We start from the raw sequence: 25,611 nt of genomic DNA on the forward strand, positions 1-25,611 counted from the left end.
AACCGTTAGGAAAGCACTTCGCGGACCGCGTTTGCGGGCTCACATCGAAGTGATTTCCGAACCCTTCCTTAACTTGATCGAAGCATCGTGCTTGGAATCCAAGCACGAACAATGTATCACCGATACTATCGCAGCGGATTATCCGCAGAGATTAAATCTGGAAATTTAGCTCGTCGACCAGTTCATCGTTTTGCCCGCTGCGAACCCGCAGTTGAGGTTTTTCGAGCACCACCGTCGTTCGCGGGCCCACACTCTTGGTGATCCACACGCTCGAACCGATCACGCTGTCTTTGCCGATCGTCGTCTTGCCACCCAAGATCGTTGCATTGGCGTACACAACCACGCCATCTTCGATCGTGGGATGCCGCTTCGTTCCACGAATCAAATGACCATCGTCATCGGTCTTGAAACTGAGGGCACCAAGGGTAACCCCTTGATACAGTTTGACGCCGCGACCGATGACACAGGTTTCACCGATCACGACACCAGTGCCGTGGTCGATAAAGAAATGATCGCCAATCGTTGCACCGGGGTGAATATCGATGCCCGTTTGCTTGTGCGCCCATTCGGTCATCATCCGTGGGATGAATGGTACATGCAGCTTGACCAATTGATGAGCGATTCGGTAGACCGTAATCGCTTCGAATCCGGGATAGCAAAAAACCACTTCGTCACTGGTTTGACAGGCGGGATCGCCATCGTAAGCCGCTTGCACGTCAGTCGCCAGGATGCGACGCAGTTCAGGGATTCGCTTTAACAGCTCGATCGCCATCGCTTGCCCTTTGGCCTCGAAGTCGATGTCGCTTTCGCAATCCATGTGTTTCTTTTGCACACGGTGCTCGTGCCGCAGCGCCCGTGCGATCTGGGTCGTCAATTGGTCATGCAGCGAATCGATCAGGCTGCCGACGTGGTAGCGAACGTTCCCTGCGTGCAGCCCCGTTTTGCGACGGTAACCTGGGTACAGGACATCCTTCAAGTCCAACAAGATCTCGACAACGGCGGTATAGCTGGGCAGTGGGCAATGACCGAGATGGTTGATTGCATCGTCGGGCGTATAGGTCGCAACAATCTGCTCAGTCAATTCAGGCAGCTGCTCTTTCAAGCGAAAGTCAGACGACACGGTGCTCCCCTCAATTCAGATAACCAAACCAAAATTACCCTCCAACGCAAATCGAAGGGATGGCCACGAGACCTAATTACAATCGTAACCATATTCCCAGCGAGCGTCTGCCACGCAAATTGTGGCAATGCCGCCGGCGTCCGCCCAATGCCATCGACTTTCGCCCTAACCGGGTGCTTTTTGTAGTCAATTGATTGAGCCGCGACGCGTCAGCGACCGGGTCCCACGCGGCACCCGGTGCCTTACGGCCCACGGCTCACTACTGCGAATCGCATCTCGATTTAGTCAACAGCCCACTTGCGGCGTGCCGCTACCCAGAGCAGATGGACATGGGGCGAATCCCCTTGGGCCCTCTGCGGCCCCTTTGGCCGTCCTGCTTCGGCCGCTCGATGATCAGGCAACGCCTCATCAATCGGAATCGGGCCGAAACGAATCACTCGCCGCAGGCGGTCTTAGCGACCGATCGTCGGTGGGTTGTCCAAAAAGAAATCACGGGGTCCGTGATGACTGTAGTAAGGGTAGCCGACTTGGCCCGTCGGAGGTCCTGGGTTGACCGGTTGGGCTTGGATTTGCGCTCCCGCCCCGTGGCCGAACAGACCGGGTTGCAGATGCGAGCTGTAATCCAATCCACCTTGCTGCCAACCAAGCGGCCCAGCAACGCAGCCCGTACGGCCGCCACAATTGCCGCCACACGATTGGCAACCGCTGTGTTTCGCACCGATCCGACCCAACAAGCCAGTACCTTTTGTCGAGCTGCAATGGCCCGAGTTGCAGTTTGGATTGCCACAACCGTGGCTGCCGCTGCGGACGTTGTGATGCAAGCACCCAGTCGTGCTTAGCAATAAACCTGCAAGAGAACCAATCAATAACCAACGATTCATCGCCGAATCCTTCCGCGAATACGCCACATGCTTGTAGCGAGAGTGCTGTGGTGTTTTATGTAGGGGTCGCCCCAGCCAAACCCGATCTTTCAATCGGATTTCTCAAGCACGACGTCATATCACTACTGTCATTCGGCCTTTGCCGGTTAAACCATACACATAATCGCTGTGACCCGAGCAAAGCGAATGAAACGACCATGACAAAGATCTCGCAAACCTCCCAATTTATTGCTAGCGACCAGTCCGGCGGATCTTCCGTGTCGCGAGCGGATCGTCGGACCTAATTTCTTGGCTTGCCAACCTGCGGACAACTTTGGTAGTCCCGAGTGTGTACGAATGCACAAAAACCCCGTCCTCGCGGCATCGCATCGCGGATCGGGGCGGATGCCCTCACCCGACTGGACGCAAAGGAATCGATCGTCATGCAACGACCATCATGGACCAAGCTTGCATTAATCAGCGGCTTGTTCTTCTTAATCCAATCTCTCGTGACCCAATCGGCAACGGCCCAGGTCACGGTGCCTCGCGTCCTTTCCGCGGCGACCGACCGCAGTGCCACCTTGGAAGAACAGTTGACCAACCGGCTGCGGGCGACCAGCGAAGAGCAGCGTGCCTACCTGCGTTTTGTGGTGCTGAAGGTGAAAGAAGGAAAACTCGATCTTCGTTTAGTGGTGGCGGTCGAACGCTACGCACTGCGGCGGCGTCCCGATTTTCCGTTCCCGTTCTTTGAACGTGCGATGAAAGTCCAGGCCGCCAAGTATGGCGTTGTGATGCCCCCGGTCAAAACATTCGCCTCGACCGCGGCGGTCCAGCGATAGAGGGTTCGCCAGCAAATAGAAAAACCGCCACTCGCGTGAACCGGTTACGTCGACCGCGTCTGCCGAGCGCGGCGACGCCGTGGCAATCGCCGCACATCGAACGGTTTGCGGCGTCGCGGTGCATCTGACCCGATGGCCGCCTTGGGATCGGCGCCGACCGACCGCGCCAACCAGCGTCCTAGAACGCTGGACATCAGCGATGGCAACAACAGCAAATCGCCGACCAGCGCCGCCAACAACAACCCCATCATCAAGACCGCAAATTGGCTGGTCGGCACAAAATCGCTGAACCAATACGCCATCAGCGACAATCCGCAAACGAGTGTCGTTTGTAACATTGCCCAACCGCACTGGGACAACGCACCAAAGACCGCACGAATTTGGCCCAATCCTCGGGCCCGACGTGAACCGTAGCGACTGACCAAGTGGATCGTATCATCCACGGCGATCCCCAATGCCACGCTTGCGGTCATGACCGATCCGATATCCAAAGGCGTCCGGATCAACCCCATACACCCGAACAAGGCGATCGTGGGAAACAGATTCGGCAGCATCGCGATCAAACCGCCTAGCAAGCTTCGCAGCAAAAACATCATCACGACCGCAACGACACCAAACGCCGCCAAAAAGCTGCGGAACAGGTCACGCAGCAGCACCTCTTGGGCTTTTTGAACGATCGCGACATGCCCGGTCAACGTCACGGTGGCGTCCAATTCATTTTCGGCAATCGTCTGATCCACCTCGTCGCGAATCTGAGTGATCATCGTGCCATGATCGACATTTTCATTCTGAGGCAAACGGATGCTGACCCGCCACACCTCGGCTTTCTCGTCACGCGAGATGAACCCCAATTTACCAATCGACGAATCGGGGTCGCGAATCAACGAACGCACCACACTGCGGCTGGCGGTCGCCGACAAACTGGCTCCACTCTTGACCGGCGGAATGAACGATAACGGCGACAATACTCCATCAACCGACTCTTGTTCCAACGCGGTCTTGTGCACCTCTTTGACGAGCTCCAATCGCTCAAGCGGATCATCGTCGTCGCTTATCGGAGGAAACGAAACCAACAGCTCGCCAGTCACCGTCGGACCGATATTTTCTTCGAACCATTCATATTGAGTTCGAATGTCGCTGCTAGGCAAAAACATTCGCGGCACATTGACCGACGTCTCGAGGTTTCGTAGTCCAAACCCCAACACGATCGTCAGCAGCACAAACGTGATGATGACCGGCCACGGACGCGCCAATCGTTTGCGAATCCTGCGACGCACGCGACCGCGAATCCGGGTCACCCAAGTGTCTTTGGGTTCCGCCTCGGGCGATGGCATGCGAGGATCGGTTAGCACCATCGCCCCAGGCAGCACCAACAACAACATCAGTAACGTGCCCAAGACGCCCATCGACGCGATCGCACCAAAGATACGAATCGGTTCGATCCGCACCAAGACTAGCGATCCGAGTCCGACCACCGTGGTTCCGGTCGCCAACAAACAGGGCGCCAACCCCGCCCGCATCGCCCGCCGCGCCGCACCGGTGCGATTTAATTCCGGATGCTCGTGCGAAGCATCCAAGTAATAGTTGCTGAGATGGATTCCGGCCGAAACGGTCAACACGAACACTAACGGTGGCAACACGATCAGCACGGCATTCAGCGGAGTCCCCATATAGTAGACCGCCGCCAACACCATCCCTTCGCCAATCACCGCCACCGCTGTGATCACGGTCGTCAACGGCAGCGATCGCAACGCGATAAAACACAATATCGCTGCGAATACCGCCGACGGCGGGGCGAAATAGCGAACCGAACGGACACTCGCCTCATCCACCGTCGCTCCGTCAAACGGACCGCCGACCATGGCGACCGACTCGACCGGAACGTCCACGCGGCGAGCGACCATTTCGCGAATCACTGGCAACACGTGCCGCCGATGGACCAACGCCGATTCATCCATCGAAACAATCATGCACGTCTGTTCGCCGTCGTCACCGACCATCGATCCATGCAGCCGAGCGACGGCAACGCGGCGCGGCAAATTTGCCGGCGACGCCATCATTTTGTCGAGCATATTCGATCCGCTGCGACACCATTTCAGCGGCTGCTGCTCGCCACAAATCGCTTGCACTGCGGCAATCTTGGCGACCGCCCAATCGGGCAGCGGCTCACGATCCTCGTCCAACAGATCATTGGGCTGCTGGCACAACGGATCCAACAGCGCCACCGCGTCCTGCAACGACTCGGACCCTAGATCGGATCCATCCCAGCCTATCAGAATGACGTCCGCCGCGGAAAAACGACGAGTAAACTCGTTAAACTCGGCCTTTTCCGGCAACGAATCGGGTACCCAATCCGGGGGACGATTCAAAATACTCTCGATCGCCGCGTGCGAATGCAGAATCGCCGGAATCGCCAACACCAACATTAAACCGAGACCGATCGCCAGTCGCCGCAAATAACGACGTCGCCGGTAATCGATTTCAGCCATGGATTGAGCCCTGCTGGGAAACGGAGATCACGTGCCTCACGCGACATGCAATTCAAATCACTGCTGTTGTTATACCCACCGAAATACGAATTTTGCAGCCACAGTGGTTACGTGTAACCAAAGAAGCTTGTCTTCATGGTTAGAATACGACAACCAGGAAAACTGTGCCGAGCAGGTTAGCGTTACGCTGCAAAGCACTCTTCCCTTTTGGATTTGCGCATTTTGGCCTAACGGAAGCCGGGATTTATTAAGCCGTGACGCGTCAGCAGCCGGATCAAAAGCAAGCCCTGGTTCCTTACGGACCACGGCTCACCGTTGCGATTTGCATTGGGATGAAATCAACAAGCCGGCAAGACGTTTGGGGGGATTCGCCGCGGATCGAAAGTCTTGATGACTTTCGCTACGAAAGGAACCGCCAGTGCTGAAGCTGTTACACCACCAGGGTGGCGGACCGAACGATCGAGGCTACATTTCCTAGATCGACCGCCGAATCACCATGTTGTTTTTTTGAAATACGAGAAAAAGAGAAATGATGAAGTCAAGTTATGATTGTGTCGTGATCGGTGCTGGACCGGGGGGGTGCTCGGCCGCCGCAATCGTGGCTCAATCGGGGCTTTCGACGCTGCTGATTGAACGCGAGCCTTTTCCTCGTTTTCACGTTGGCGAATCGCTGATGCCGGAAACGTACTGGCCGCTGCAACGTCTCGGTTTGATCGACCGGATGAAGGAAGCTGGATTTCAAGTCAAAAAGAGCGTGCAGTTTGTCAGTCATCATGGCAACGAATCCGCTCCCTTCTTTTTTCGTCAGCACGACATGCGTGAGTGCAGCGACACGTGGCAAGTCGAACGCAGCGAGTTTGACAAGATGCTGTTTGATCGCGCCGAAGAACTTGGCGCTGACTGCCATGATCAAACACGCTTGCTGGACGTCCGTTTTGATGACATGCAAAAGATCGTGGGAGTGCGAATCCGTGATCGCGATGGCAACGAACGCGACATTGATTGTTCGGTTGTGATCGATGCCACTGGGCAACAATCGTTTATTGCCAACAAATTGAAATTAAAAGAGGTCAATCCCGACCTCCGCAAAGTCGCGATTTGGTCCTACTATCGCGATGCAGTCCGAGACGAGGGTGACAACGGCGGCGCCACCATCATCCTGAACACCGAATCCAAGGAATCATGGTTCTGGTTCATCCCATTGTCACGAGGCATCACCAGCATTGGCTGCGTCGGCGACACCGACTATATGATCAAAGGACGTGCGAAACCCGAACAGGTCTTCTACGAAGAACTCGAGCGATGTCCAGGACTGAAACCTCGGCTAGAAAACGCCACCCGTCTCGGTGACATTCGAGTCGCCAAAGAATTTTCTTATATGACCACCCAACACGCCGGCGATGGTTGGGTCTTGGTCGGTGATGCACTCGGGTTCATCGATCCGGTCTACTCTTCGGGCGTCTACTTTGCACTAGAAATGGGAGTCCGCGCCGGCGACGCAGTGGTCGAAGGATTCAAGAAGAACGACCTCAGCGCCGCTCAACTCGGCGGCTGGACCGAATCGTTCCTCGAAGGGGTCCAGTGGCTGCGCAAATTGGTGGCTGCGTTCTACACCAAGGAATTCAGCATCGGCCGGTTCATGAAAGAGTATCCTGAACACCGAGGCCGAGTGACCGATTTGCTGATCGGCCGAATTTTCGACGAGAGCGCCGAGCAATTGTTCAAAGACATGGACACATCGATCGAAAAAGCCAAGATGGAATCGGCGATGTAGCCAGTAGCTCGTCACCGACGAATTTTGGTCGTCATGTTATTTCCCGCATGACGTCCGTCCATCGGGTTCGGTGGTTGATTCAGGATATCCCTCGGAGGCCCCCGAACCGACATTTCGGCGGTTGGCCTTCGGCGATGATGGACGCTTAACTTTCCGTGCATGTACAAACCGCTAGAATGTTGAACATGCAAGGGAGAACAAATGACGAACTTTGTTGAACTAGTGTATTTTTTACGTGCCCCCAAGTATCCCGTCATTATCGACATTGATGGTGTGCTTCTCGCTGCAAAGTCAGCGAAGCCACTCTACAAAAAGCTCTCTCAGCTCGACATTGTCGAAAAACAACACTACGACGCCATTGATCGTACCGGTGAACCTTGGACCTTCAATGTGATGCAGGGCAAAGGCATTCTCTCGCCATTCACTTTCAAAAACCCACCAACGAAACTGAAAATCATTCGCTGGTTTAACAATCGTAAAAACAAACCCGCCAACGAAGTCAATTACTCCGAGAAATCATTAAGTTCAAAAAAACGCGATCTCATTATCGCTGAAATCGCAGACCGTCTACTCGAGGCCGAGAAACTTACTTCGCAGCATCGTGTAGCGTCGCCGCCCGGGGATTGATCTCCCTCAGCACATCGGTCCATTGGGTGCGGTGATTCTCGAGCGGATCGAGGAAGCCGTTTTCGTTGCGGGGCGCGTCGCCTCGTTCGGATGCATCCCACTGCTCGATGTAGCCGCAGTGATGCCAGCCGATGTAATACGGCGTTGACATCATCCCGCGAAGCATCTCTTCGTAAAGACGCGTGACGTCTTCGAGCGACTTTGCTCCGGTGCGATATCCTTTCACGCCCCACTGCCGCTGGTTGGGGCCCGCGAGTCCCAAACAACCAAAAATCACGTCAACACCAAAGTTTTAGCAGTCCATGATTGGCCTGTCTGACAGGGAGTGTCGCGAACCGCGGAAGTGTAAACCCGAAAACATGCATTTTTACTAACCGCAATGGAGTCGCAGCCTATACGACTTGCGTGTCGATGATGAATCAATTCCGTTTTACGCTCACAAAATAGGCTCCGCGGACAACGCCTTCATCGTCACTGAGCCAGCTTTGCAAAATCGCCGGGCCCGCTGGAAGCTCCAATTCAAACGTGACCGACATGTCGCGTTTGCGGATTTGTTTCTCAAGCTTCTGGTCCCCCACACGCAGCACCGCTTTGGTTGCCTCCATCGACGCCGGCGAATCGTCGGGAAATCGGGCTAGTCGAATTGCGTAACGACCAGACTGGGTCACATCCACCGCCCAAAATCCATTGATCGACAGTGTGTCGTCAGCTAGTTGTTCTTGCCTCCAAATCACATCGCCTTCGGTCGGATGCCAATCACGCACCGTCAACAACGTCGGATTCTCGCGGCTATCACCGAGCTGGAATCGCACATACGGAGCGTCATCACGAAAGACGTCTGCGTAATGTTGGCGGTAGCTGGACTTCAGTTCCTGGACAACCTCAGGATGCTGCTTCGCGAGGTCGTTCGTCTGACCAGGATCCTCGCTGATGTTGTAGAGTTCGCCGTCGACCAACCGCCATGTTTCAGTGAGCACGCCGTAGTGTGGAAAGCGGCGTTGGTTGTCGCCTTTGCGGTCGAGAAGAAGCTTGGGTTGGTCCGCCTGTCGCTGGACAAACAGCGTTCGGGGTTCCCATTCGTCGCTTTCTCCGACCAGCAGTGGTTTGATGCTCTGACCATCGAAACGCTTGCCATCGGGCACATCCAATTCGCACAAATCGATCAGCGTAGGCAGCCAGTCTCGACAAGAGGTCAATCGTTTGATCGGTTTCCCCGCGTCCAGCCGGGCTGGCCAGCGGACAAAGCACGCGACCCGATGTCCACCTTCGTAGACGGAACCCTTCTTTCCTCGCATGCCCGCATTGAATCCGTCATCAGGATCACGACCGTCTGCGCCCTCGGAGGTACCATTGTCTCCCATAAAAATGACAATCGTGTTCTCGGCAAGCTTGTTCTTCTGTAATGCATCGAACAAGCGGCCCAGGTTTTCGTCAAAGTTGATGATCTGGCCAAAGAACTTTGATCGTTTCTCTGAATGACCTTGGGCACGAAACGGAGCCGAATAGTTTTCGGCGACCGTATGCGGTCCGTGCATCGCGTTGAGTGGCAGATAGACAAAGAATGGTTTGACCGACGCCTGCGTCACAAACCGCTCGCACTCCGCGAAAAACACATCCGTGCAATACCCGTCGATCTTTTCGCGGACGCCGTTGCGATAATAGGTGTCATCAAAATAGTCGTTACCGATCGGGTTGCCGATTTCGTCGATGCCGCCAGCGAGATGCCGAACGACGACGTGAAATCCGCGAAAACGAGGCGCGTACGGCCACGTGTCGCCCAGGTGCCATTTGCCAAACATGCCGGTTCGATAACCAGAATCGGAGAAGACATCCGCCATGGTTCGTTCGTCGGACGCGAGTAGCTGTCTGCCCTGAGTGACATCCCACGCTCCCACACGCGTCGAATACCGTCCGGTCATCAACGCAGCGCGTGTCGGCGTGCACACTGGATCGACATGATAGTTTTCCAGGCTTACGCCTTCGGCACAAAGCCGATCCAGGTTGGGTGTTTTGAGCCATGGGTTTCCATGACAAGACATGTCACCGTAGCCCTGGTCGTCCGTGACGATCAGAATGACATTGGGTTTACCCGTTGTTTCCGCTGGTCGTTCGGAAGCGTCGGACCTCGCCGAGATCGCAGCTAAAACAACAACAGCGCTAAGAAAACTTGTTCGATAACTCATGATGATTGGATCGATTCTGCGTGCGTTTAAGGAATGACGACTTTTTATCGTACTCAGTTTTACCGTCGTCGGTGTAGAGAAGGGTTTTCAGTTCCCACGCCGATTCAATACCGATTAGAGGAATGCAACCGTTCGAATGGCAATCCGTCTTCAAGGAAGTGGGATAGGCTTCCGGGCTCGTCAAACCAGAAACGACAAGCCAAAAAACACCCGACGCAGAACGGAGATGTCATCCGCCGGGCGAACTGTAAACCAAGAACGTCAGACAAAACCGAGATTTTTCCGGTAAGTGCATCCAGGCAGAAACGACGGTGCCAGCGTAATCATGTGAACAATGATGGTCCCGTCCGATCGCATGTGAATAGGGGTATTGCAAGCGACAGAAAGAAGTTGGTGGTTTAGGGGTGATTACGCATGGTTGCTTTTCCAGCTCCGATGTTGGCTCTGGTACCGGACTGACGCTCACACACTACAAAATCGCTGCGAACTTTGTAATCGCCAATCCTTTCAGAGCCATGGTTGGCGAGCGATCTGCGCATCAATACCCTCTATGAAGGAGCGAATTAGTGTGAGAGCCTCATCAATGTCTTTCATCGAAAGCTGCACGGTTTCGCCCTTTTTATTTCGACCATTGCGGTGTGCAATGTTATGGCGAACTCCTACGATTTTTTGCAGATCCGCAAGTTCGTCGTCGCTGGGAAAAGTAACTTTTAGGACATCACGAAACATGCAAGCCATCTTTGGCAGATTATGAAAGACCTGATTCAGAAGATGCTTCTTGATAATGCTTTGGTTGTTCTGTTCCCAACCAACCAGATCATCTAAATTGTACTTTCGTTCTCGAAACTCCGACGTACAGCGTACGAATCGGTCGCGAAGGTTTTTTTTTCCTACGACTGTGTTGATAAATGTATCAGACAGGTAGCTTTCCATCGACGTGACAATGCCGGCATACACCTGCCGATAGAGCACCTGTTGCAGACTTTCATCTTTTGTGTCCAGCAAAGCGAGTCTCGTCTGCGAATCCAGCGAGTCTTCAAATGTTTTCAATGACTCGACATTTTCTGACACGGTCCGTGCCAGCGCTTCCTCTAGTTCACGTTGACGAGTATGCTTTCGACATTCAGGGCACTGATCTAGATTCACTCGGTTTTGAACCGACTGTTTCCACTCGTGAGTCGGATCGTCCGGACAAAGCCACCAAACCGACCTCGCACTTTGGCGATGCATTTCCGATGGCGTGAGTGTGCCATTCTTTGCTGGATGCCAAGTCGCCGCAATTTCCGGATGAAGCGTTGCGAGAGACGTCTCTTGATTTACTGCGCTGCCACAACAATAAGGACATCCCGTACCAGCCTTTCGTTGAAAAACGCGGGTCTTCCAAACGTGCTCGGTGTTGCGTGAGCATTGCCAGTACACCATTCTGGAACTACCAGTACCAATTTGCATGGGGTCGAGTTCTTCATTAAGTACTGGATGCCATTGATCCATCAAATCAGGCCTCAGGTGGCCAATCGATTTTTCCTCAGTGACCGCACCATGCATTTGCAGTGATTCGCACAATGGACATTTGTTTTTCCGGCTCGAAATCTTTTTGACAGCCTCCGACCATTCGTGACCTTCGTGACATGGACATTTCCACCAAACAACCCGCGATGAACCTTTCGTTACGTCATCCGGCGTAGTCTCACCATTCTTCGTCGTATCCCAAAAGCTAACCAGTTCAGGACACGTTTTACTAAGTCGTCGTTCCCAGCGACTATCAATTGATCTGCCAGGGGGAGGATTGATTTGTCGAGGATGGCAAGTTGGACAGTTTCCCCGGCCATTGGTTCTTGTCTTGACCATCGCCTGCCACTCATGCGACTGATCGTGACGGCATTGCCACCAGACGCTTTTATCACTTCGGTTAGGCACATCCGCGGCGCTAAGTTCACCATTTCTTGTCGGATGCCATTCACTAGCAATATCCTGTGACTTACCGGCCAAGGAATTCGCGAAGCGTCGACACTCAGGGCAACCACTGCCTAGCGTGCGATTCATAACCGTCGTTTCCCACTCGTGCCTCCGATTGGTAGAGCAAAGCCACCAGACCTTCTTGTTCGACTTTGGGGCAAGTTGATCCGGCCTTAAGTCGCCATTTCTGTCAGGATGAAATTCGGCAGCAATGTCTGGAAATAAACCTGCGATCGAATCCTGTGAAATCACTTTCCGACCTGAGCAGAATGGGCATCCGTATCCCCGTATCGTTCTATTCGCAACATTAGATCGCCACTCATGTCGCGGATCTTTTGAGCACTTCCACCACGCACGGTAACTACTGTTGTACGGAATTTGGTCGCGTTTACGATCGCCGTTCTTGATCGGATGCCATTCCTCAGACAAGGCAATCGAATGAGCGACTAAACTCGGAACCGGCATGCCCGTTTGTTGGAGTGTTCTTCCCATCGGCCTTCCTATTCTACTTTTCGCAAAATTGATTTGGTTTTACAGCGGGATTCATGTGGCAGTTGCATTCTAAAAAGACCTCGTGCGGCCAAAGATGGTTCACTTTCACATATATCCCATGGCTGGTACTTAGCTACGGTCACCGATCAAATGAACCGAAATTCCGTCAACCACTACACGAAAGGCACTGGATGTCAGTTTTTCGAGGAAATCCTCCCCTATGCCAAGATACCTTCGGTCCTCTATGGAGTCGACAGACAGGACATTCGAGAACCTACAACAATGGCGTCCCTAATTAGATTGCGGCGGCTAGCTTCTGTTCGAGTACAATCAAGTGCCAAGGAGCGTCAATTCATCGATGTACCCGTGCTGTTGTTCATGAACACGTTTGCGTGAGAAAAAGGGGGACGCGGCTTGTTTCCCGTTCAGCAACCGCCTCGAATGCTCAACCGATCCGATCAAACCACTTATTTCTTCAACAACTTGATCGGCGTTCTTCGATTCACCATTGTTGTCACCGACAGATTTGCTTTAGAGAAACGTTCGTTGCGTCACAGGTAACTCCGACGCAACCCCAGTCGCGAACGGACGTGCGATTGGTTAGTTGAAGTACTGGACGCTGATCTGAATCGAGTTCGAACAGATCTCCATTGGTTCCGCTCCGCCGTGATTTCTGAAGTTTCATGTCGTCGCGTTGCGACTGGGGTTGCTTTTGTGCTCCCGAACCATGGACTCACGTCCATGGCTACAGCCTATCGTCGCGTTGCGACTGGAAGGACAGAATCGATCGAGTTGCTTGGGGTAGTACCGAGATCAATGAAACAGAGCGTGTTCTTTAAAATCTTTTTGTCGCACCAATCTTTCTGTCCGCTCATGCGGCATGAGCGACCTTGCACGCTGGAACAGGGCAGACTCAGAATCAATGGAACGATGTGGTGCGCGCGGACACAAGGTCGACAGAAAAATTGGTGCGACAGAAACATGAGACTGCCATCGCGATTCGACATAGAACACGATTGCTGGCGTTGTCTCCATTTTTTTACCTCTCATCTTTTAACCTTTTCGCTGCATTGATCGTGCGTTCCACCGTAGACGCAACAACTGCCATCGCTGCGGGACTCACGACCAGCCACGAAGTGGCGGCATGTTGTAGCCATGGGCGTCAGCCCATGGAACGCGCACACGTCATACGCCGTAAGTCCCGAAGGGACGACAGGAGATTCCACGCCTGCAATTCCTGCCGCCCCTTTGGGGCTTTGTGATCGTGTTTGCACCCGAACCATGGACTCACGTCCATGGCTACAGCCTATCGTCGCGTTGCGACTGGAAGGACCGAATGGATCGATTTGCTTGGGTGGTACCGAGGACAGAGCGGCTTCATTAAAATCTTTCTGTCGCACCAATCTTTCTGTCCTCTCATGCAGCGTGAGCGAGCTTGAACGCTGGAACAAGACAGACCCAGAATCGATGGAACGATATGGTGCGCGCAGACGAAAGGTCGACAGAAAAATTGGTGCGACAGAAACATGAGACTGCCATCGCGATTCAACATAGAACACGATTGCTGGCGTTGTCTCCATTTTTTAATCTAACATCTTTTAACCTTTTCGCTGCATTGATCGTGCGTTCCACCGTAGACGCAACAACTGCCATCGCTGCGAGACTCACGACCAGCCACGAAGTGGCGGCATGTTGTAGCCATGGGCGTCAGCCCATGGAACGCGTACACGTCATACGCCGTGAGTCCCGAAGGGACGATAGGAGATTCCACGCCTGCGATTCCTGCCGCCCCTTCGGGGCTTTGTGATCGTGTTTGCACCCGAACCATGGACTCACGTCCATGGCTACAGCCTATCGTCGCGTTGCGACTGATAGGACCGAATGGATCGATTTGCTTGGGTGGTACCGAGGTCGATGGGACAGAGCGTCTTCTTTAAAATCTTTCTGTCGCACCAATCTTTCTGTCCTCTCATGCAGCGTGAGCGAGCTTGCACGCTGGAACAAGACAGACTCAGAATCGATGGAACGATAGGGTGTGCGCGGACGATAGGTCGACAGAAAAATTGGTGCGACAGAAACATAAGAATGCCATCGCGATTCGACATAGAACACGATTGCTGGCGTTGTCTCCATTTTTAATCTAACATCTTTTAACCTTTTCACTGCAGCTCAGGTGCGTTGCACTCTGGCCGCAACACCTGCCGTCGCTTCGCGACTCTGTGCACTGGGATGCGTCCTCTTCCATGGACTCACGTCCATGGCTACAGCCTGTCGTCACTTCGTGACTATTCACTTGCGACAACTCTAAACCGTTGGCTCACGCCAACGGCAGGTCATGTTTCGGCCTCCGGCCTATTCGCTTGCCAGTTAAATCAGCAGTCTCCTTCACCAGCGGAGAGGTGACCGCAGCTATGCTTGGTTTTCCCGATCAACGGACTCACGTTCGCTGCGATTGCACGTGCCAATCGCGAGAAGGAAAAAAGCGACGCGGACTTCGGCGCAAGAACCGACGTTCCATCAGCGTGGTGGGTTGCCGATGCAGTAGAGCGAGTCTCCGCTGCGCAAGAAGAAATTGCCTTGCGAAACCGCGATCGATGCCATCGTTTTCCCCTCCAGTTTATTCGTGGCGATCCGCTTGAATTCCGCCCCGGGCTCGAGCACCGTGGTGACGCCTTCTTCGGAGGTGATATAGATTCGGCCGTCCGCTAGCAGGGGCGATGCGGAATAGTTGCCGCCGAGTCGTTCTTGCCAGACAATGTCACCCGTTGCCGCCTGAAGACAGTACAGGATGTTGTCGCGAGAAATCGTGTAGAGATACGGCTTGACGTACAGCGGCGATGGCAACGCCGGAACGCCGCGTGTTTGTTCCCAGGCAATATGCGACTCGGTCACATCTCCGCGTCCGCCCGGGCGAATCGCTCGGATCGTCGGCTCTTCGAAACCGGACGAGGTAAAGATCAAGCCTTCGCCAAGCACGGGTGAGGGTGTCACGCCCTCGCCCTGGCTATAGACCGACCAGATTCGCTCGCCTGTTTTAACATCGTGTGCCTGCACGCGGTCGCCACCGGCACTGATGACCGTTTGCCCATTGTCGATTGCGATCGGGGTCACATGTCCGACTCGGGACAGTCCTCGCTTGCCGCGCCATTTGGTTTTGCCCGTCTCCGTATCGATCGCCAGCAGGACGGCCTGGTCCCACGGTTCCTTCCAACCGACTCGCTGCTCCTGTGGACTGCTGCCATCGAACGGCATGATTAGCAGTTCGCCAGCAAGCATCGGCGATGCGCCGAGGCCATGCAGGCTGTGGAAATCGACCTCTTCGTTCTTCCACACTTGTTTGCCCTCGAAGTCGACCGCAACCACCGTGCCATCGTAGAAGGCGGCGTAGACCCGTTTCCCATCGGATACCGGAGTCGGCGTGGCATAGGAGTTCTGCGCTCGCTTGGGGCCAGGCACCTGGCGGTGGACTTCGGTGTTCCAAAGCACTTCGCCACTCTTGCGATCGATCCCGATCACTCGGCATGACGCACCACCATCAGTCGCAGTTGTCACAAAGACGTGGTCGCCCGACACGATCGGCGACGACCAGCCTTGTCCCGGGATCAGCGTCTTCCAAGCGATGTTGCTGTCATCGGACCAGTTCAGCGGCAAATCACTTTCCGATGTAACGCCCTGTCCATTGGGGCCTCGAAATCGAGTCCAATCTTGGCCGCATAACGAGTTAGGAACTGCCGACAAACCGGCCACGAAAACCATCGCACAAAATAGCAAACGCATGACAAAATCTCTTTGAATTCTTGGAAGGATCCCGATCATGATACCGCACCCCCTCGCCAGATGTGCTGTATTGAGCATGTTGGCTTCCTGATTCGACTTAAACCTCGGGAGACCTCCATTTTCATTGGCCCTCGTCGTCTTCTGATTTCGCATCATTAGAGGTAGAAGCTCGCTTGATGGCTAATCCTAGTACCCGCGAGCTTGGGGTCCTGAGAAGATGCAACGAGAAAGAATACAGTATGAAGTCCGCAGTGCGATGGGGAACGTGGGGCAAGCGGTTGCTGGTGATTCCGCCAATCGTTTTGGCCGTCGTTGCCTATGCTTGGTTAGTCAAACATTCCCCTCCGTTGACGGCGAAAACCGAGGCTGAAACCTCTCGGATGCTCGAAACGATGGTGGTTCAGCGAATGGACGTTCGTCCAAAAGTCAGCGGGTATGGAACCGCCAAGTACGCGCGTTCTTGGCGAGCGGTCACGCAGGTCGAAGGACGCATCGATCAAATTCATCCTGAGCTTCGTCCTGGATCCATGATCCAAGAAGGCGAGGTGCTGCTTGAGATAGACGATTCCGATTATCGCTCCTTGGTCGATCAGTTGAATGCCACGATTGACCAGCAAGACGCCGAGATCGAACAGTTGGAACAATCGATCGAGAACGCTAAGAAGAGTCTCGCACTTGAAAATGAAGCCCTGGGTGTCGTGCAGCGGGAATTCGATCGTGAACAGACGCTTTTGTCTCGGCAAGCGGGATCGGGTTCTGCGATCGATTCGAAACGTCGCGAATTGCTGGTTCAACAAAAAGCGGTGCAGGATCTGGAAAACAGCATCGCGTTGATCGGCCCTCAAGTCAAAGCCTTGCAGGCGGCTCGGCGTCAATCCGAAGTCCAGAAAACACAGGCTCAGCGGGACATTGAACGAACCACAATCACCGCGCCCTTTCGGATGCGTGTGGGCGAGGTGCAATTGGAAGTCGGGCAATACGTCAGTGTGGGCGAGAATCTGTTCGAGGGTTACAGCGGAGCCGAGATGGAAGTCGAAGCTCAGTTGTCGCTGTATGACATTCACCGGTTGCTTGTCGCTGAAGTTGACCGAACCAAGATCGATGAGCAATTTACTCAGGCAGCATTCCGGGAAGCGTTCGCGTTTGACGCGGTGGTCAACGTCGCAGGTAGCGAGTTGACCGAATCCTACAAGGGCCGCTTCTTGCGTGTCCGTGAAGTCGTGGATGCTCAGACCAAGATGGTGGGGTTCGTCGTCGGTGTCGAAAACGTTCCGCCACCCCAACAAGAGCATCCTCAGCCGCCATTGTTGGAAGGCGTGTTTTGCGACGTGGATGTATTTGGCACGACACTATCCGACCAAGTCGTGATCCCGCGTCGAGCGATTCGCAATGGATCGGTGTACCTGCTTGACGATCAAAATCGATTGACCACTCAGGACGTTGAGTTGACGTTCACGCAAGACGACTACGCGGTCGTTGCCTCGGGGTTGAACGGTGGCGAACGCCTCGTGATCGCAAATCCGTCGCCAGCGATCATTGGAATGTTGGTCGAACCGATCGAGGCAAAAGAGGCCGCCGAGGAATTGATCGCTTCGGTCGAAGCGACTGATACGGATCTGTGATCGCGTTTCACTGCTAAGTCAAGACAAAACGTAGTGGACGAGGCAACGAGTCCATCATCGTGGGACGCGTGGCCTCGGTAGAAGCCAAAATGCGGGACTCGTTGCCTCGTCCACTACCAAGCTGCCACACCATCCTTGAGACAATACTTCGCTGATTCGGAAACACTTTTGTGCTAGAGAAATTTGTCAATCACCGCACATTGGCCAACGTGCTGATGTTGTCCTTCATCGGGTTGGGGCTGTACGCCATCCCGCGACTGCAGAAGGAAACCTTTCCTAACTTTGACAGTTCGGAAGTCCAAATCGTGATGACCTATCGCGGTGCGTCGGCCGAGGATGTCGAGCAAGGAATTTGCTTGCCGATCGAAGACGCGCTGGACGGGATCCAGAACATTAAAAAGGTGACCAGCAGCGCCCAAGAGGGCTATGCATCAATCGTGGTCGAGATAGAGGAGCATGCCGATTTGTCGGAGGCCCTCAATGACATCGAAACGGAAGTGGAAGCGATTTCGGATCTTCCCGATGGAGCCGAGGATTTGTTCATTACCGAACTGAACCGCACGGATTCGGTGATGACGATTGCGATCAGCGGCCCCGTCGATCCAGACTCGCTGAAGGATTACTGCGAAGGTTTTAAGACACAACTCAAGCGATTGCCCGGAGTGTCGCTGGTCGAGATCCAAGGGTTCTCAGATCGACAGCTTCGCATTGAATTGGATGTCGAAGCACTGCGTCGGCTGGGTTTGTCAGCCGAGATGGTGGCCGCTTCCGTCCGTAGCCAGAATTTGGATTTGCCGGTCGGCACAATCGAATCCGAACACGAGGACATTTTGTTGCGGTTGGTCGAGCAACAACAGACGCCGCAAGACATTGAAGAAATTGTTGTCCATGGAGTGACCGGCCGGTCGGAAGTCCGGATCCGCGATATCGGACGCGTCGTCGACGGTTTTGCGGACGCCGAACAAGAGGCTTGGATCGCAGGCCAACGGGCGGGCATCATCCAAGTCAACAAGACGACATCGCATGACACCACCAAAATCGCCGAGGTGGTGCGTGAGTTCGTGGTCAAGGAACAGCAGCGGCAACCGCAATTGCAAATCACCATCACGAATGATGAATCGGACCTGATCGTTCAGCGGTTGACGTTGTTGGCCAAGAACGCATGGCAAGGCATCGTGCTGGTGTTCCTGGTGATGTGGGTTTTCTTCAACGTGCGACTTTCATTTTGGGTGGTAATGAGTCTGCCGGTCTCGTTCATGGGAGCCTTCTTTGTGCTGCCGCTGATCGGACAAACCCTGAACATGATGTCCTCGGTGGCGATCTTGATGGCGACCGGGATCTTGATGGACGACGGGATTGTGATTGCAGAGAACATTGCCAGGCATGTTTCGTTGGGGAAACATCCCATGCGGGCGGCGGTCGATGGTGTCAAAGAAGTCGCCGGTGGAGTGGTCTCGTCGTTTCTGACGACATGCTGCGTACTGTTGCCATTGGCAGTACTAGAAGGTCATATCGGAAAAGTGCTTCGTGTGATCCCGATGGTTTTGTTGACGACGCTGGCAATCAGTTTGGTCGAAGCGTTCCTGATTCTTCCCGCTCACCTCGGCCATTCGATAAAGCCCACCGATGCGAATGCTCCGCGAGGACTGAGAGCGAAGATTGACGCTGCAGTCGATTGGGTTCGTGAGAATGTGTTCGGCAAGTTGATTGATTTGGCGATCCATTGGCGGTTCCTGTCGATCGGGTTGTCGATTGCGACGTTCATCATGGCGTTGGCGATGGTCGCCGGAGGGGTCGTGAACTTCATACCCTTTCCTGATTTGGAAGGCGACATGGTCGAAGCACGTGTGTTGATGCCGCAGGGAACGCCGCTGAGCAAAACCGAAGCAATCGTCCGCGATATCAACGACGCGGTGGCGCGAACGAATGATCGGTTCCCAGATCAGCCGACCGGCGACGATCTGGTGCGTACGGTGATGTCCAAGTTCAATGAGAACAGTGACGCGGGTGAGTCGGGGCCGCACGTTGCGACGGTGACGGTTCGGATGCTCCAGCCCGATGAACGAAACACCTCTACCGCAGAATTCATTCGAGCGTTGCGGGAGGAAGTCGGGCGGGTTCCCAATGCAATTTCAGTCACGATCGCCGAAGCGACCCGTGGACCGGCGGGGCGGGCGGTCGAGGTGCTGTTTAAAAGCGACGACTTGCACATCGCTCAATCCGCCGCTCTCGAGACTCAGCAATGGATGGCTCGGTACTCTGGGGTTTACAACTTCAACACCGACCTTCGCCCCGGCAAGCAAGAGATTCGCTTGCACCTAAAACCCGATGCGGTGGCGCTTGGTTTGAATGTGCAAGCGATGGCGAGTCAGCTGAGCACAGCGTTCCAGGGGGCGAAGATCAGTGACATCCAAGCGGGAGTGGACCAATATGAAATCAATGTCCAATTGGCACCCGAAAGCCGGGACACGCTGGGATCGTTTTTGGACTTCCAATTTATTCTGGCTGGTGGGATTCAGGTTCCATTGCACTCGGTTGCTGATTTGGAAGTGACCTATGGATGGTCTAAGATCTCACGCGTCGATGGCTGGCGGACCGTGACTCTGACGGCGGATACCGACACTGACGTGGTGAACACGACCAAGTTGATGCGCGAATTTCAATCAGAGTTGATGCCCAAGTTGCTTTCGCAACATCCGGGGCTGAAGGTTTCACTTGGTGGCGAGGCCGAGCGGTCCAGTGAAACGGGATCGTCGATGGCATCGCTGTTCTTGCTGGGGCTGTTTGGTGTTTACGCCATCTTGAGTTTCCAGTTTGAAAGCTGGCTGGAACCGTTGATCGTGATGGCGGCGATTCCGATGTCGTTGATCGGAATGATCTTTGGACACATGTGGATGGGAATGGAGATTTCCATGCCCAGTTTGGTGGGATTCGTTTCACTTGCGGGGATTGTGGTCAATGACTCGATTCTGCTGGTGCTGTTTTTAAAGAAGGAACGCTCCGAAGGCAAACCGAGTTACGACTCTGCTCGCAGCGCAAGCCGTCTGCGTTTTCGCGCGATCATGTTGACCAGCATCACCACGATGGCGGGGCTGTTGCCGTTGACGCTTGAAAAGAGCACGCAAGCTCAGGTTTTGATTCCGACCGCGGTTTCGATCGTGTTTGGGCTGCTCAGCTCCACGATCTTGGTTTTGATCGTCATCCCCTGCGTCTACGTCGCGGCATGCGACGTCGGACTGATCCGACCGGACGATCACGAACCGAATCCGACAACCTAACCCATCAAACGTAGTGGACGATTGTCGTTGATTGCTCCGCAATCATAACGCTGGATCACTATCTCGATTTACATTGAACGTAATGGACGTGGACACGAGTCCCCAAAGCTTACCGCCATCCCGCAGGACTCGTTGCCTCGTCCACTACTGGGGCTTCGCTGATCGAAACCATCGTCTCGAGATGCAGACGCGTTCTGATCTCCAGAAACGCGTGATCAATTCCAAGTGACGTGATTACACGTCGAGATTTCGTACGTCCAGAGCGTGCTTTTCGATGAAATCGCGGCGTGGCTCGACCTTCTCGCCCATCAGCAAGCGGAACATTTCATCGGCAGCACCGACATCGGTCATGTTCACTTTGACAAGCGTTCGGTTGGTCGGATCGAGGGTTGTTTCGCGGAGCTCCTCCGCGTTCATTTCACCCAGTCCTTTAAAGCGAGTCACTTGCAACCCTTTCTCACCCGCCGCCCGAACTTCGGGAAGCAGTTCACGAAGGTCTTCCAAGGGACGCCGAACGTCTTCGCCACGGACCAATTCGAATCGCGCGGTCGTCGACCCCGTTCGCTCGATCGGAATTAAATCCTCCAGCGTGAACTGTAGCGGGGTCAAATCCTTCAATCCGCTGTTGATCGTCCGCACCTCGTGAAGCTCGGCCAAGTGGGCAAACACCTCGGGTTCCGCTTCCGATTCGGTCTTCGCTTCGCCAGCTTCGTCCGAGGTCAGCTGCAACTCGTCCTCGTCGACCTCTTCGTTATCGAGTCGCCATCCACGCTCGTTAAGCATCGTCTCGACGTCTTCTTGATTGTGGAACCAATGCTCTTCGTTTTCGTGGGTCAACAATAAAGCGGGCAAGCGGCCGGTCACGGGATCTTGGCGAACCGCATGAATCTTCAAACTGAAACCACGACGCTCGAGTGCCAAGATCGCATCTTCCATCGACGCTAGCGTGATACACAACTGCCGCATCGTTTCGCCTTCGGCCCGGCGTCCGTCTTCGGCTTCGAAATAGGTGTCGTTCAAACCACGTTCAAGCAATTGAGACTTCATCTCTTCTTCGCTTTGAATGTAGTAACGCGACTTGCCGTGCTGGACGCGGAACAAAGGCGGCTGAGCGACATAGACGTGCCCCGCGGCAACCAATTGATACATTTGACGATAGAAGAAACACAGCAACAGCGTGCGAATGTGACTACCGTCGACGTCGGCGTCGGTCATGATGATGACTTTGTTGTAGCGACGCTTGCTCAAATCTTGATCAGCCCCGATCCCGGTGCCGATCGCTTGAATCATCGACTGGACTTCTTCATTGGCCAGCACCTTGTCTTCGCGGCTCTTGTAAGCGTTGATGATCTTACCGCGAAGCGGCAGGATGGCTTGGTAATGCCGCATCCGGCCACCTTCGGCCGAACCACCTGCCGAGTCACCTTCCACCAGGTACACTTCGCACTCTTCCATCTTTTTGCTGATGCAATCGCGAAGTTTCCCGGGCAATCCGCCGCCGCCCAACGCGTCTTTACGTTTTCGCAGCAAGTCCTTCGCCTTGCGTGCTGCCTCGCGAGCTTCCGCCGCCAGCAAGCCTTTGCGAACAATCGTTTTGGCGACCCGCGGGTTTTCTTCAAAGTACTTGGCCAACTGTTCGCCCACGCCGGCGGCGACGATGCTTTCGACGTCGCTGTTACCTAGCTTGGTTTTCGTTTGCCCTTCGAATTGCGGATGCGGCACGCGAACGCTAATCACCGCGGTGATGCCTTCGCGGAAATCGTCGCCGCCAGGAACCGCGGATCCTTTGAATAGATTTTCTTTCTTGCCGTAATTGTTCAACGTCCGCGTCAACGCCGATCGGAACCCCGAAACGTGGGTACCGCCTTCGATCGTATGGATATTGTTGACGTAGGATTGGACGTTCTCGGTGTACTCAGCGCTGTACTGCATTGCGATATCGAACTGAGTTCCGTCTTTATCGCCTTGCAATTGAATCACGTCGCTGTGCAACACATCGCTGGCGCGATTGAGATGCTCGACAAACTCGACGATCCCACGCTCGTACTTGAAATCACCTCCTTCGCCATTGCGTTCATCATGGAATTTGATGTGCACGCCACTGTTCAGAAACGCTAATTCCTGAAGCCGTTTATAGAGCGTGTCGAAGCTGTACTTCGTCACACTAAAGATCTGATTGTCGGCTTTGAACGTTGTCTTCGTACCGGCTCGCTTGGTCACACGGCCTTTGACCACCGGACCGGTGGGGACGCCGCGCTCGTACTCTTGCGTCCAGGTGAACCCATCACGGCTGACCTCGACTTCGGCCCATTGGCTCAAGAAATTCACGACCGTCACGCCGACGCCGTGCAGACCGCCCGAGGTTTGGTAGGCCCCTTTTTCAAATTTGCCACCAAACTTCAACACCGTCATCACGCCTTCGAGCGTACTGACTTCGCGGTCGAGTTCTTCGGAAAGTTGGTCGTGACGCGTGACGGGAATCCCCCGTCCGTCATCTTCGACCGTGACGCTGCCGTCGGTATGGACCGTCACCGATACGGCGCTGGCGAATCCCGCCATCGCTTCGTCGATCGAGTTGTCGACGACTTCGTAAACCAAGTGGTGCAGCCCCCGCGTCGAGGTGTCACCGATGTACATCCCCGGACGCTCGCGGACGTGTTCAAGGTCCGAAAGGTGCTGCAAATCTTTGTCGGTATATTCCGAGTTTGCTTTGGGGGCGGTGGAGACTTGGATCGAGGCAACCTGTTGACCAGCGGCTCGCTCGACGGCTGCTTCAGGGGCCGCTTCGCCGCCTGCCGCTGGGTCAGAGGTCGAGGCAACTTCGGGAGTCGCGTTTGCGTCAGCTGCAGGAGGTGCGTCGTCGGAGGTGGGTTCCGATTGGGGGTCGTCGCTCATGAAAAGCCTGTATCGAGAACACTCGGGGAGTAGCCGAAAAAAGTTAATCGCTATGCGACGTATTCTAACGTTTTTCTCGACGTTCCGCGATGCCTCCTTGGCCTCCGTAAACAACACGTTTTTACGGTGTTTTAGCGGCTTTAGAAACGACTCGTCCGTTTCTCGATAAACCTGCGCGGAATCCCCACTTTTAAGCTCTAGCGGCAGCCGATTTAGCGAGCCGATCGGGGTAGGTATTTTTGGTACGCCTCGACCGCCAACTTGTCGCAGCGTTCGTTCTCGAGATGGCCAGCGTGACCTTTGACGTGATTGAAGATGATCTTGTGCTTTTGCATCAATTGATCGAGTTCACGCCACAGTTCCTCGTTCTTGATTGGCACCAACTTGGATCCGTCTTTGCGTTTCCAACCGCGACTCTTCCACCCCTTCATCCAGCTAGTCATCCCCTGGCCCACATAGGTACTGTCGGCATGCAAGGTGACTTCGCAAGGTTCCTTTAGCGATTCGAGCCCTCGGATCACCGCCATCAACTCCATCCGATTGTTGGTCGATTCCGGTTCGCCGTCGCTGCGTTCGAGTTCTTTATCCGTTTTTTTACATCGCAGAATGAATGCCCACCCCCCTGGGCCTGGATTTCCGCTACACGCACCGTCAGTAAACAGATCGACTTTTTTCATCCCAACTTACCTCATTCCTTTGAAACATCATTCTTGCCCCAAGCACCCCAGCCATTGGCCGCTGGATCTAACTGTCTAGTGAAAACAAAGGGGCGCCAACCCTGTAAAAACGGTTGAAACCCGTTCGACCGGAACAGCGAACCCGATACATTAACAAATGCAGGGCCTATCGAACATCGACCGCATCGTCGTCGCACCGACGCGGGCCAACAACCACGTTTCTGGGGGAATTCACGATGGACCGACCGACACCGCAACCCGATCGCATTGCCGATGGTCGTGGCGAGGAACATCGTGGTGGGAAGCGGATCGTGGCCTATTTTATTGTGCTCAGCATGGCGATGATCGCACTGGATCGGACCGCCGTCGTCGCACAAATGATCAACACGTCGGTGCCGCTTCAAACGATCGGAAGCAATTCGTTCGAAAACAATCAGTTCGGCTTCTCGCTGCAAGGCCCCAACTTCTTTGCCAATATCAACCCAGGCAACAACCCGGCTCCGTTTGCCCCCGAAGCTGTCAATTCGGGCGTGACTGGCAATGTGCGTCAGAATTTGGGCAACGGGGTTTCAGGCAATCTGCGTTTTAGTTTTGCCCAAGGCAGCAGCCAAACCTTTTCGAGCACCACGCCATCGGTGACCACCATGAATGGCGTCCCAGGATCGATTGTTTCGCAAACCGTCACCCCGTTTGTCACTGGGATCACCCCGGTCGTCGGGTCGTACCCCGTGCTGGCCAATCCGTCACAGATCAGCGGTCAATTGATTCAGCAGCAATTGTGGACGGTCCAGCAATCCAATGCCCAGCTTCGCGTCGACCAGTTGAAAGAATCGATCGAGCGAGCTGAGCGAGCGGCATCGCAAGGCAAAATCAAAATGGCCCGCGCGAACTACCTAAACGCAATTCGCATCGCCCCCGAACCGCTTCGGTCGTCGCTGCAACAACGCTTGGCAGCGGTACTGCAACAAGCCCGCAGCCGCTAGAGCTGCAAAACCAACAGGGGTCAATCCGCGGCCAGCGTT

Annotated in this window: 15 protein-coding genes; 6 read left to right on the forward strand and 9 right to left on the reverse strand. The window is 54.5% G+C overall.

Going from position 1 to position 25,611, the window contains the following annotated elements; genetic code table 11:
* Positions 1–151: 151 nt before the first annotated feature.
* Positions 152–1,120: a serine O-acetyltransferase EpsC gene (gene epsC, locus ABEA92_RS03150; RefSeq protein WP_345682334.1), complete on the reverse strand. Its 969-nt coding sequence runs from the start codon at positions 1,118–1,120 to the stop codon at positions 152–154.
* A gap of 452 nt (positions 1,121–1,572) precedes the next feature.
* Complete coding sequence (locus tag ABEA92_RS03155; protein WP_345682335.1) at positions 1,573–2,001, reverse strand: hypothetical protein; 429 nt, start codon at positions 1,999–2,001, stop codon at positions 1,573–1,575.
* A 422-nt stretch (positions 2,002–2,423) separates the two neighbouring features.
* Here ABEA92_RS03155 and ABEA92_RS03160 point away from each other — a divergent pair, with 422 nt between their 5' ends.
* Positions 2,424–2,819: a hypothetical protein gene (locus ABEA92_RS03160; RefSeq protein ID WP_345682336.1), complete on the forward strand. Its 396-nt coding sequence runs from the start codon at positions 2,424–2,426 to the stop codon at positions 2,817–2,819.
* Between the two features lie 44 nt (positions 2,820–2,863).
* Here ABEA92_RS03160 and ABEA92_RS03165 read toward each other — a convergent pair whose 3' ends face one another.
* Positions 2,864–5,308, reverse strand: a complete 2,445-nt coding sequence (locus ABEA92_RS03165; RefSeq protein WP_345682337.1) for an efflux RND transporter permease subunit — start codon at positions 5,306–5,308, stop codon at positions 2,864–2,866.
* A gap of 532 nt (positions 5,309–5,840) precedes the next feature.
* Here ABEA92_RS03165 and ABEA92_RS03170 point away from each other — a divergent pair.
* Both ABEA92_RS03170 and ABEA92_RS03175 read left to right on the forward strand, forming a co-directional pair.
* On the forward strand, positions 5,841–7,082 hold the full coding sequence (locus ABEA92_RS03170; protein ID WP_345682536.1) for an NAD(P)/FAD-dependent oxidoreductase: 1,242 nt from the start codon (positions 5,841–5,843) through the stop codon (positions 7,080–7,082).
* 201 nt (positions 7,083–7,283) lie between these two features.
* Positions 7,284–7,709 carry a hypothetical protein gene (locus ABEA92_RS03175; protein WP_345682338.1) on the forward strand — a complete coding sequence of 142 codons (426 nt, stop codon included), beginning with the start codon at positions 7,284–7,286 and terminating at the stop codon, positions 7,707–7,709.
* Here the strand turns inward: ABEA92_RS03175 and ABEA92_RS03180 are convergent.
* The 4 genes from ABEA92_RS03180 to ABEA92_RS03195 all read right to left on the reverse strand — a co-directional run bounded on the left by ABEA92_RS03180 (position 7,669) and on the right by ABEA92_RS03195 (position 16,117).
* Complete coding sequence (locus tag ABEA92_RS03180; protein WP_345682339.1) at positions 7,669–7,986, reverse strand: hypothetical protein; 318 nt, start codon at positions 7,984–7,986, stop codon at positions 7,669–7,671. The two genes, ABEA92_RS03175 and ABEA92_RS03180, sit on opposite strands and share 41 nt — an antisense overlap.
* 142 nt (positions 7,987–8,128) lie before the next feature.
* The gene (locus ABEA92_RS03185) at positions 8,129–9,892 is read right to left on the reverse strand and encodes an arylsulfatase (protein ID WP_345682340.1); all 1,764 of its coding nucleotides are present in this window, start codon (positions 9,890–9,892) and stop codon (positions 8,129–8,131) included.
* A gap of 507 nt (positions 9,893–10,399) precedes the next feature.
* A complete protein-coding gene (locus tag ABEA92_RS03190) occupies positions 10,400–12,340 on the reverse strand; it encodes a zinc-ribbon domain-containing protein (protein WP_345682341.1) in 1,941 nt (646 codons plus the stop codon).
* A 2,517-nt stretch (positions 12,341–14,857) separates the two neighbouring features.
* Positions 14,858–16,117: an outer membrane protein assembly factor BamB family protein gene (locus ABEA92_RS03195; protein ID WP_345682342.1), complete on the reverse strand. Its 1,260-nt coding sequence runs from the start codon at positions 16,115–16,117 to the stop codon at positions 14,858–14,860.
* Positions 16,118–16,293: 176 nt separating this feature from the next.
* On the opposite strand from ABEA92_RS03195, the gene ABEA92_RS03200 reads away from it, so the two are divergent.
* Positions 16,294–17,739 carry an efflux RND transporter periplasmic adaptor subunit gene (locus ABEA92_RS03200; protein WP_345682343.1) on the forward strand — a complete coding sequence of 482 codons (1,446 nt, stop codon included), beginning with the start codon at positions 16,294–16,296 and terminating at the stop codon, positions 17,737–17,739.
* Between the two features lie 170 nt (positions 17,740–17,909).
* Positions 17,910–21,017: an efflux RND transporter permease subunit gene (locus ABEA92_RS03205; RefSeq protein ID WP_345682344.1), complete on the forward strand. Its 3,108-nt coding sequence runs from the start codon at positions 17,910–17,912 to the stop codon at positions 21,015–21,017.
* Between the two features lie 234 nt (positions 21,018–21,251).
* On the opposite strand, the gene ABEA92_RS03210 is transcribed toward ABEA92_RS03205, so the two are convergent.
* Positions 21,252–23,912: a DNA gyrase subunit B gene (locus ABEA92_RS03210; protein ID WP_345682345.1), complete on the reverse strand. Its 2,661-nt coding sequence runs from the start codon at positions 23,910–23,912 to the stop codon at positions 21,252–21,254.
* Positions 23,913–24,124: 212 nt separating this feature from the next.
* Positions 24,125–24,589 (reverse strand): ribonuclease HI, encoded by a 465-nt coding sequence (gene rnhA, locus ABEA92_RS03215; protein ID WP_345682346.1) that lies wholly within the window; start codon positions 24,587–24,589, stop codon positions 24,125–24,127.
* Between the two features lie 236 nt (positions 24,590–24,825).
* On the opposite strand from rnhA, the gene ABEA92_RS03220 reads away from it, so the two are divergent.
* On the forward strand, positions 24,826–25,572 hold the full coding sequence (locus ABEA92_RS03220) for a hypothetical protein (RefSeq protein ID WP_345682347.1): 747 nt from the start codon (positions 24,826–24,828) through the stop codon (positions 25,570–25,572).
* Positions 25,573–25,611 lie beyond the last annotated feature (39 nt).

The sequence above is a fragment of the Novipirellula caenicola genome, from assembly GCF_039545035.1.
Taxonomy (GTDB): Bacteria; Planctomycetota; Planctomycetia; order Pirellulales; family Pirellulaceae; genus Novipirellula; species Novipirellula caenicola.

Excerpts from the sequence above, each read along its gene's own strand:
- ABEA92_RS03155 (WP_345682335.1), bottom strand. The coding sequence starts at position 2,001 with ATGAATCGTTGGTTATTGATTGGTTCTCTTGCAGGTTTATTGCTAAGC.
- ABEA92_RS03160 (WP_345682336.1), top strand. The coding sequence starts at position 2,424 with ATGCAACGACCATCATGGACCAAGCTTGCATTAATCAGCGGCTTGTTC.
- ABEA92_RS03165 (WP_345682337.1), bottom strand. The coding sequence starts at position 5,308 with ATGGCTGAAATCGATTACCGGCGACGTCGTTATTTGCGGCGACTGGCG.
- ABEA92_RS03170 (WP_345682536.1), top strand. The coding sequence starts at position 5,841 with ATGAAGTCAAGTTATGATTGTGTCGTGATCGGTGCTGGACCGGGGGGG.
- ABEA92_RS03175 (WP_345682338.1), top strand. The coding sequence starts at position 7,284 with ATGACGAACTTTGTTGAACTAGTGTATTTTTTACGTGCCCCCAAGTAT.
- ABEA92_RS03185 (WP_345682340.1), bottom strand. The coding sequence starts at position 9,892 with ATGAGTTATCGAACAAGTTTTCTTAGCGCTGTTGTTGTTTTAGCTGCG.
- ABEA92_RS03190 (WP_345682341.1), bottom strand. The coding sequence starts at position 12,340 with ATGGGAAGAACACTCCAACAAACGGGCATGCCGGTTCCGAGTTTAGTC.
- ABEA92_RS03195 (WP_345682342.1), bottom strand. The coding sequence starts at position 16,117 with ATGCGTTTGCTATTTTGTGCGATGGTTTTCGTGGCCGGTTTGTCGGCA.
- ABEA92_RS03200 (WP_345682343.1), top strand. The coding sequence starts at position 16,294 with ATGGCTAATCCTAGTACCCGCGAGCTTGGGGTCCTGAGAAGATGCAAC.
- ABEA92_RS03210 (WP_345682345.1), bottom strand. The coding sequence starts at position 23,912 with ATGAGCGACGACCCCCAATCGGAACCCACCTCCGACGACGCACCTCCT.
- rnhA (WP_345682346.1), bottom strand. The coding sequence starts at position 24,589 with ATGAAAAAAGTCGATCTGTTTACTGACGGTGCGTGTAGCGGAAATCCA.
- ABEA92_RS03220 (WP_345682347.1), top strand. The coding sequence starts at position 24,826 with ATGGACCGACCGACACCGCAACCCGATCGCATTGCCGATGGTCGTGGC.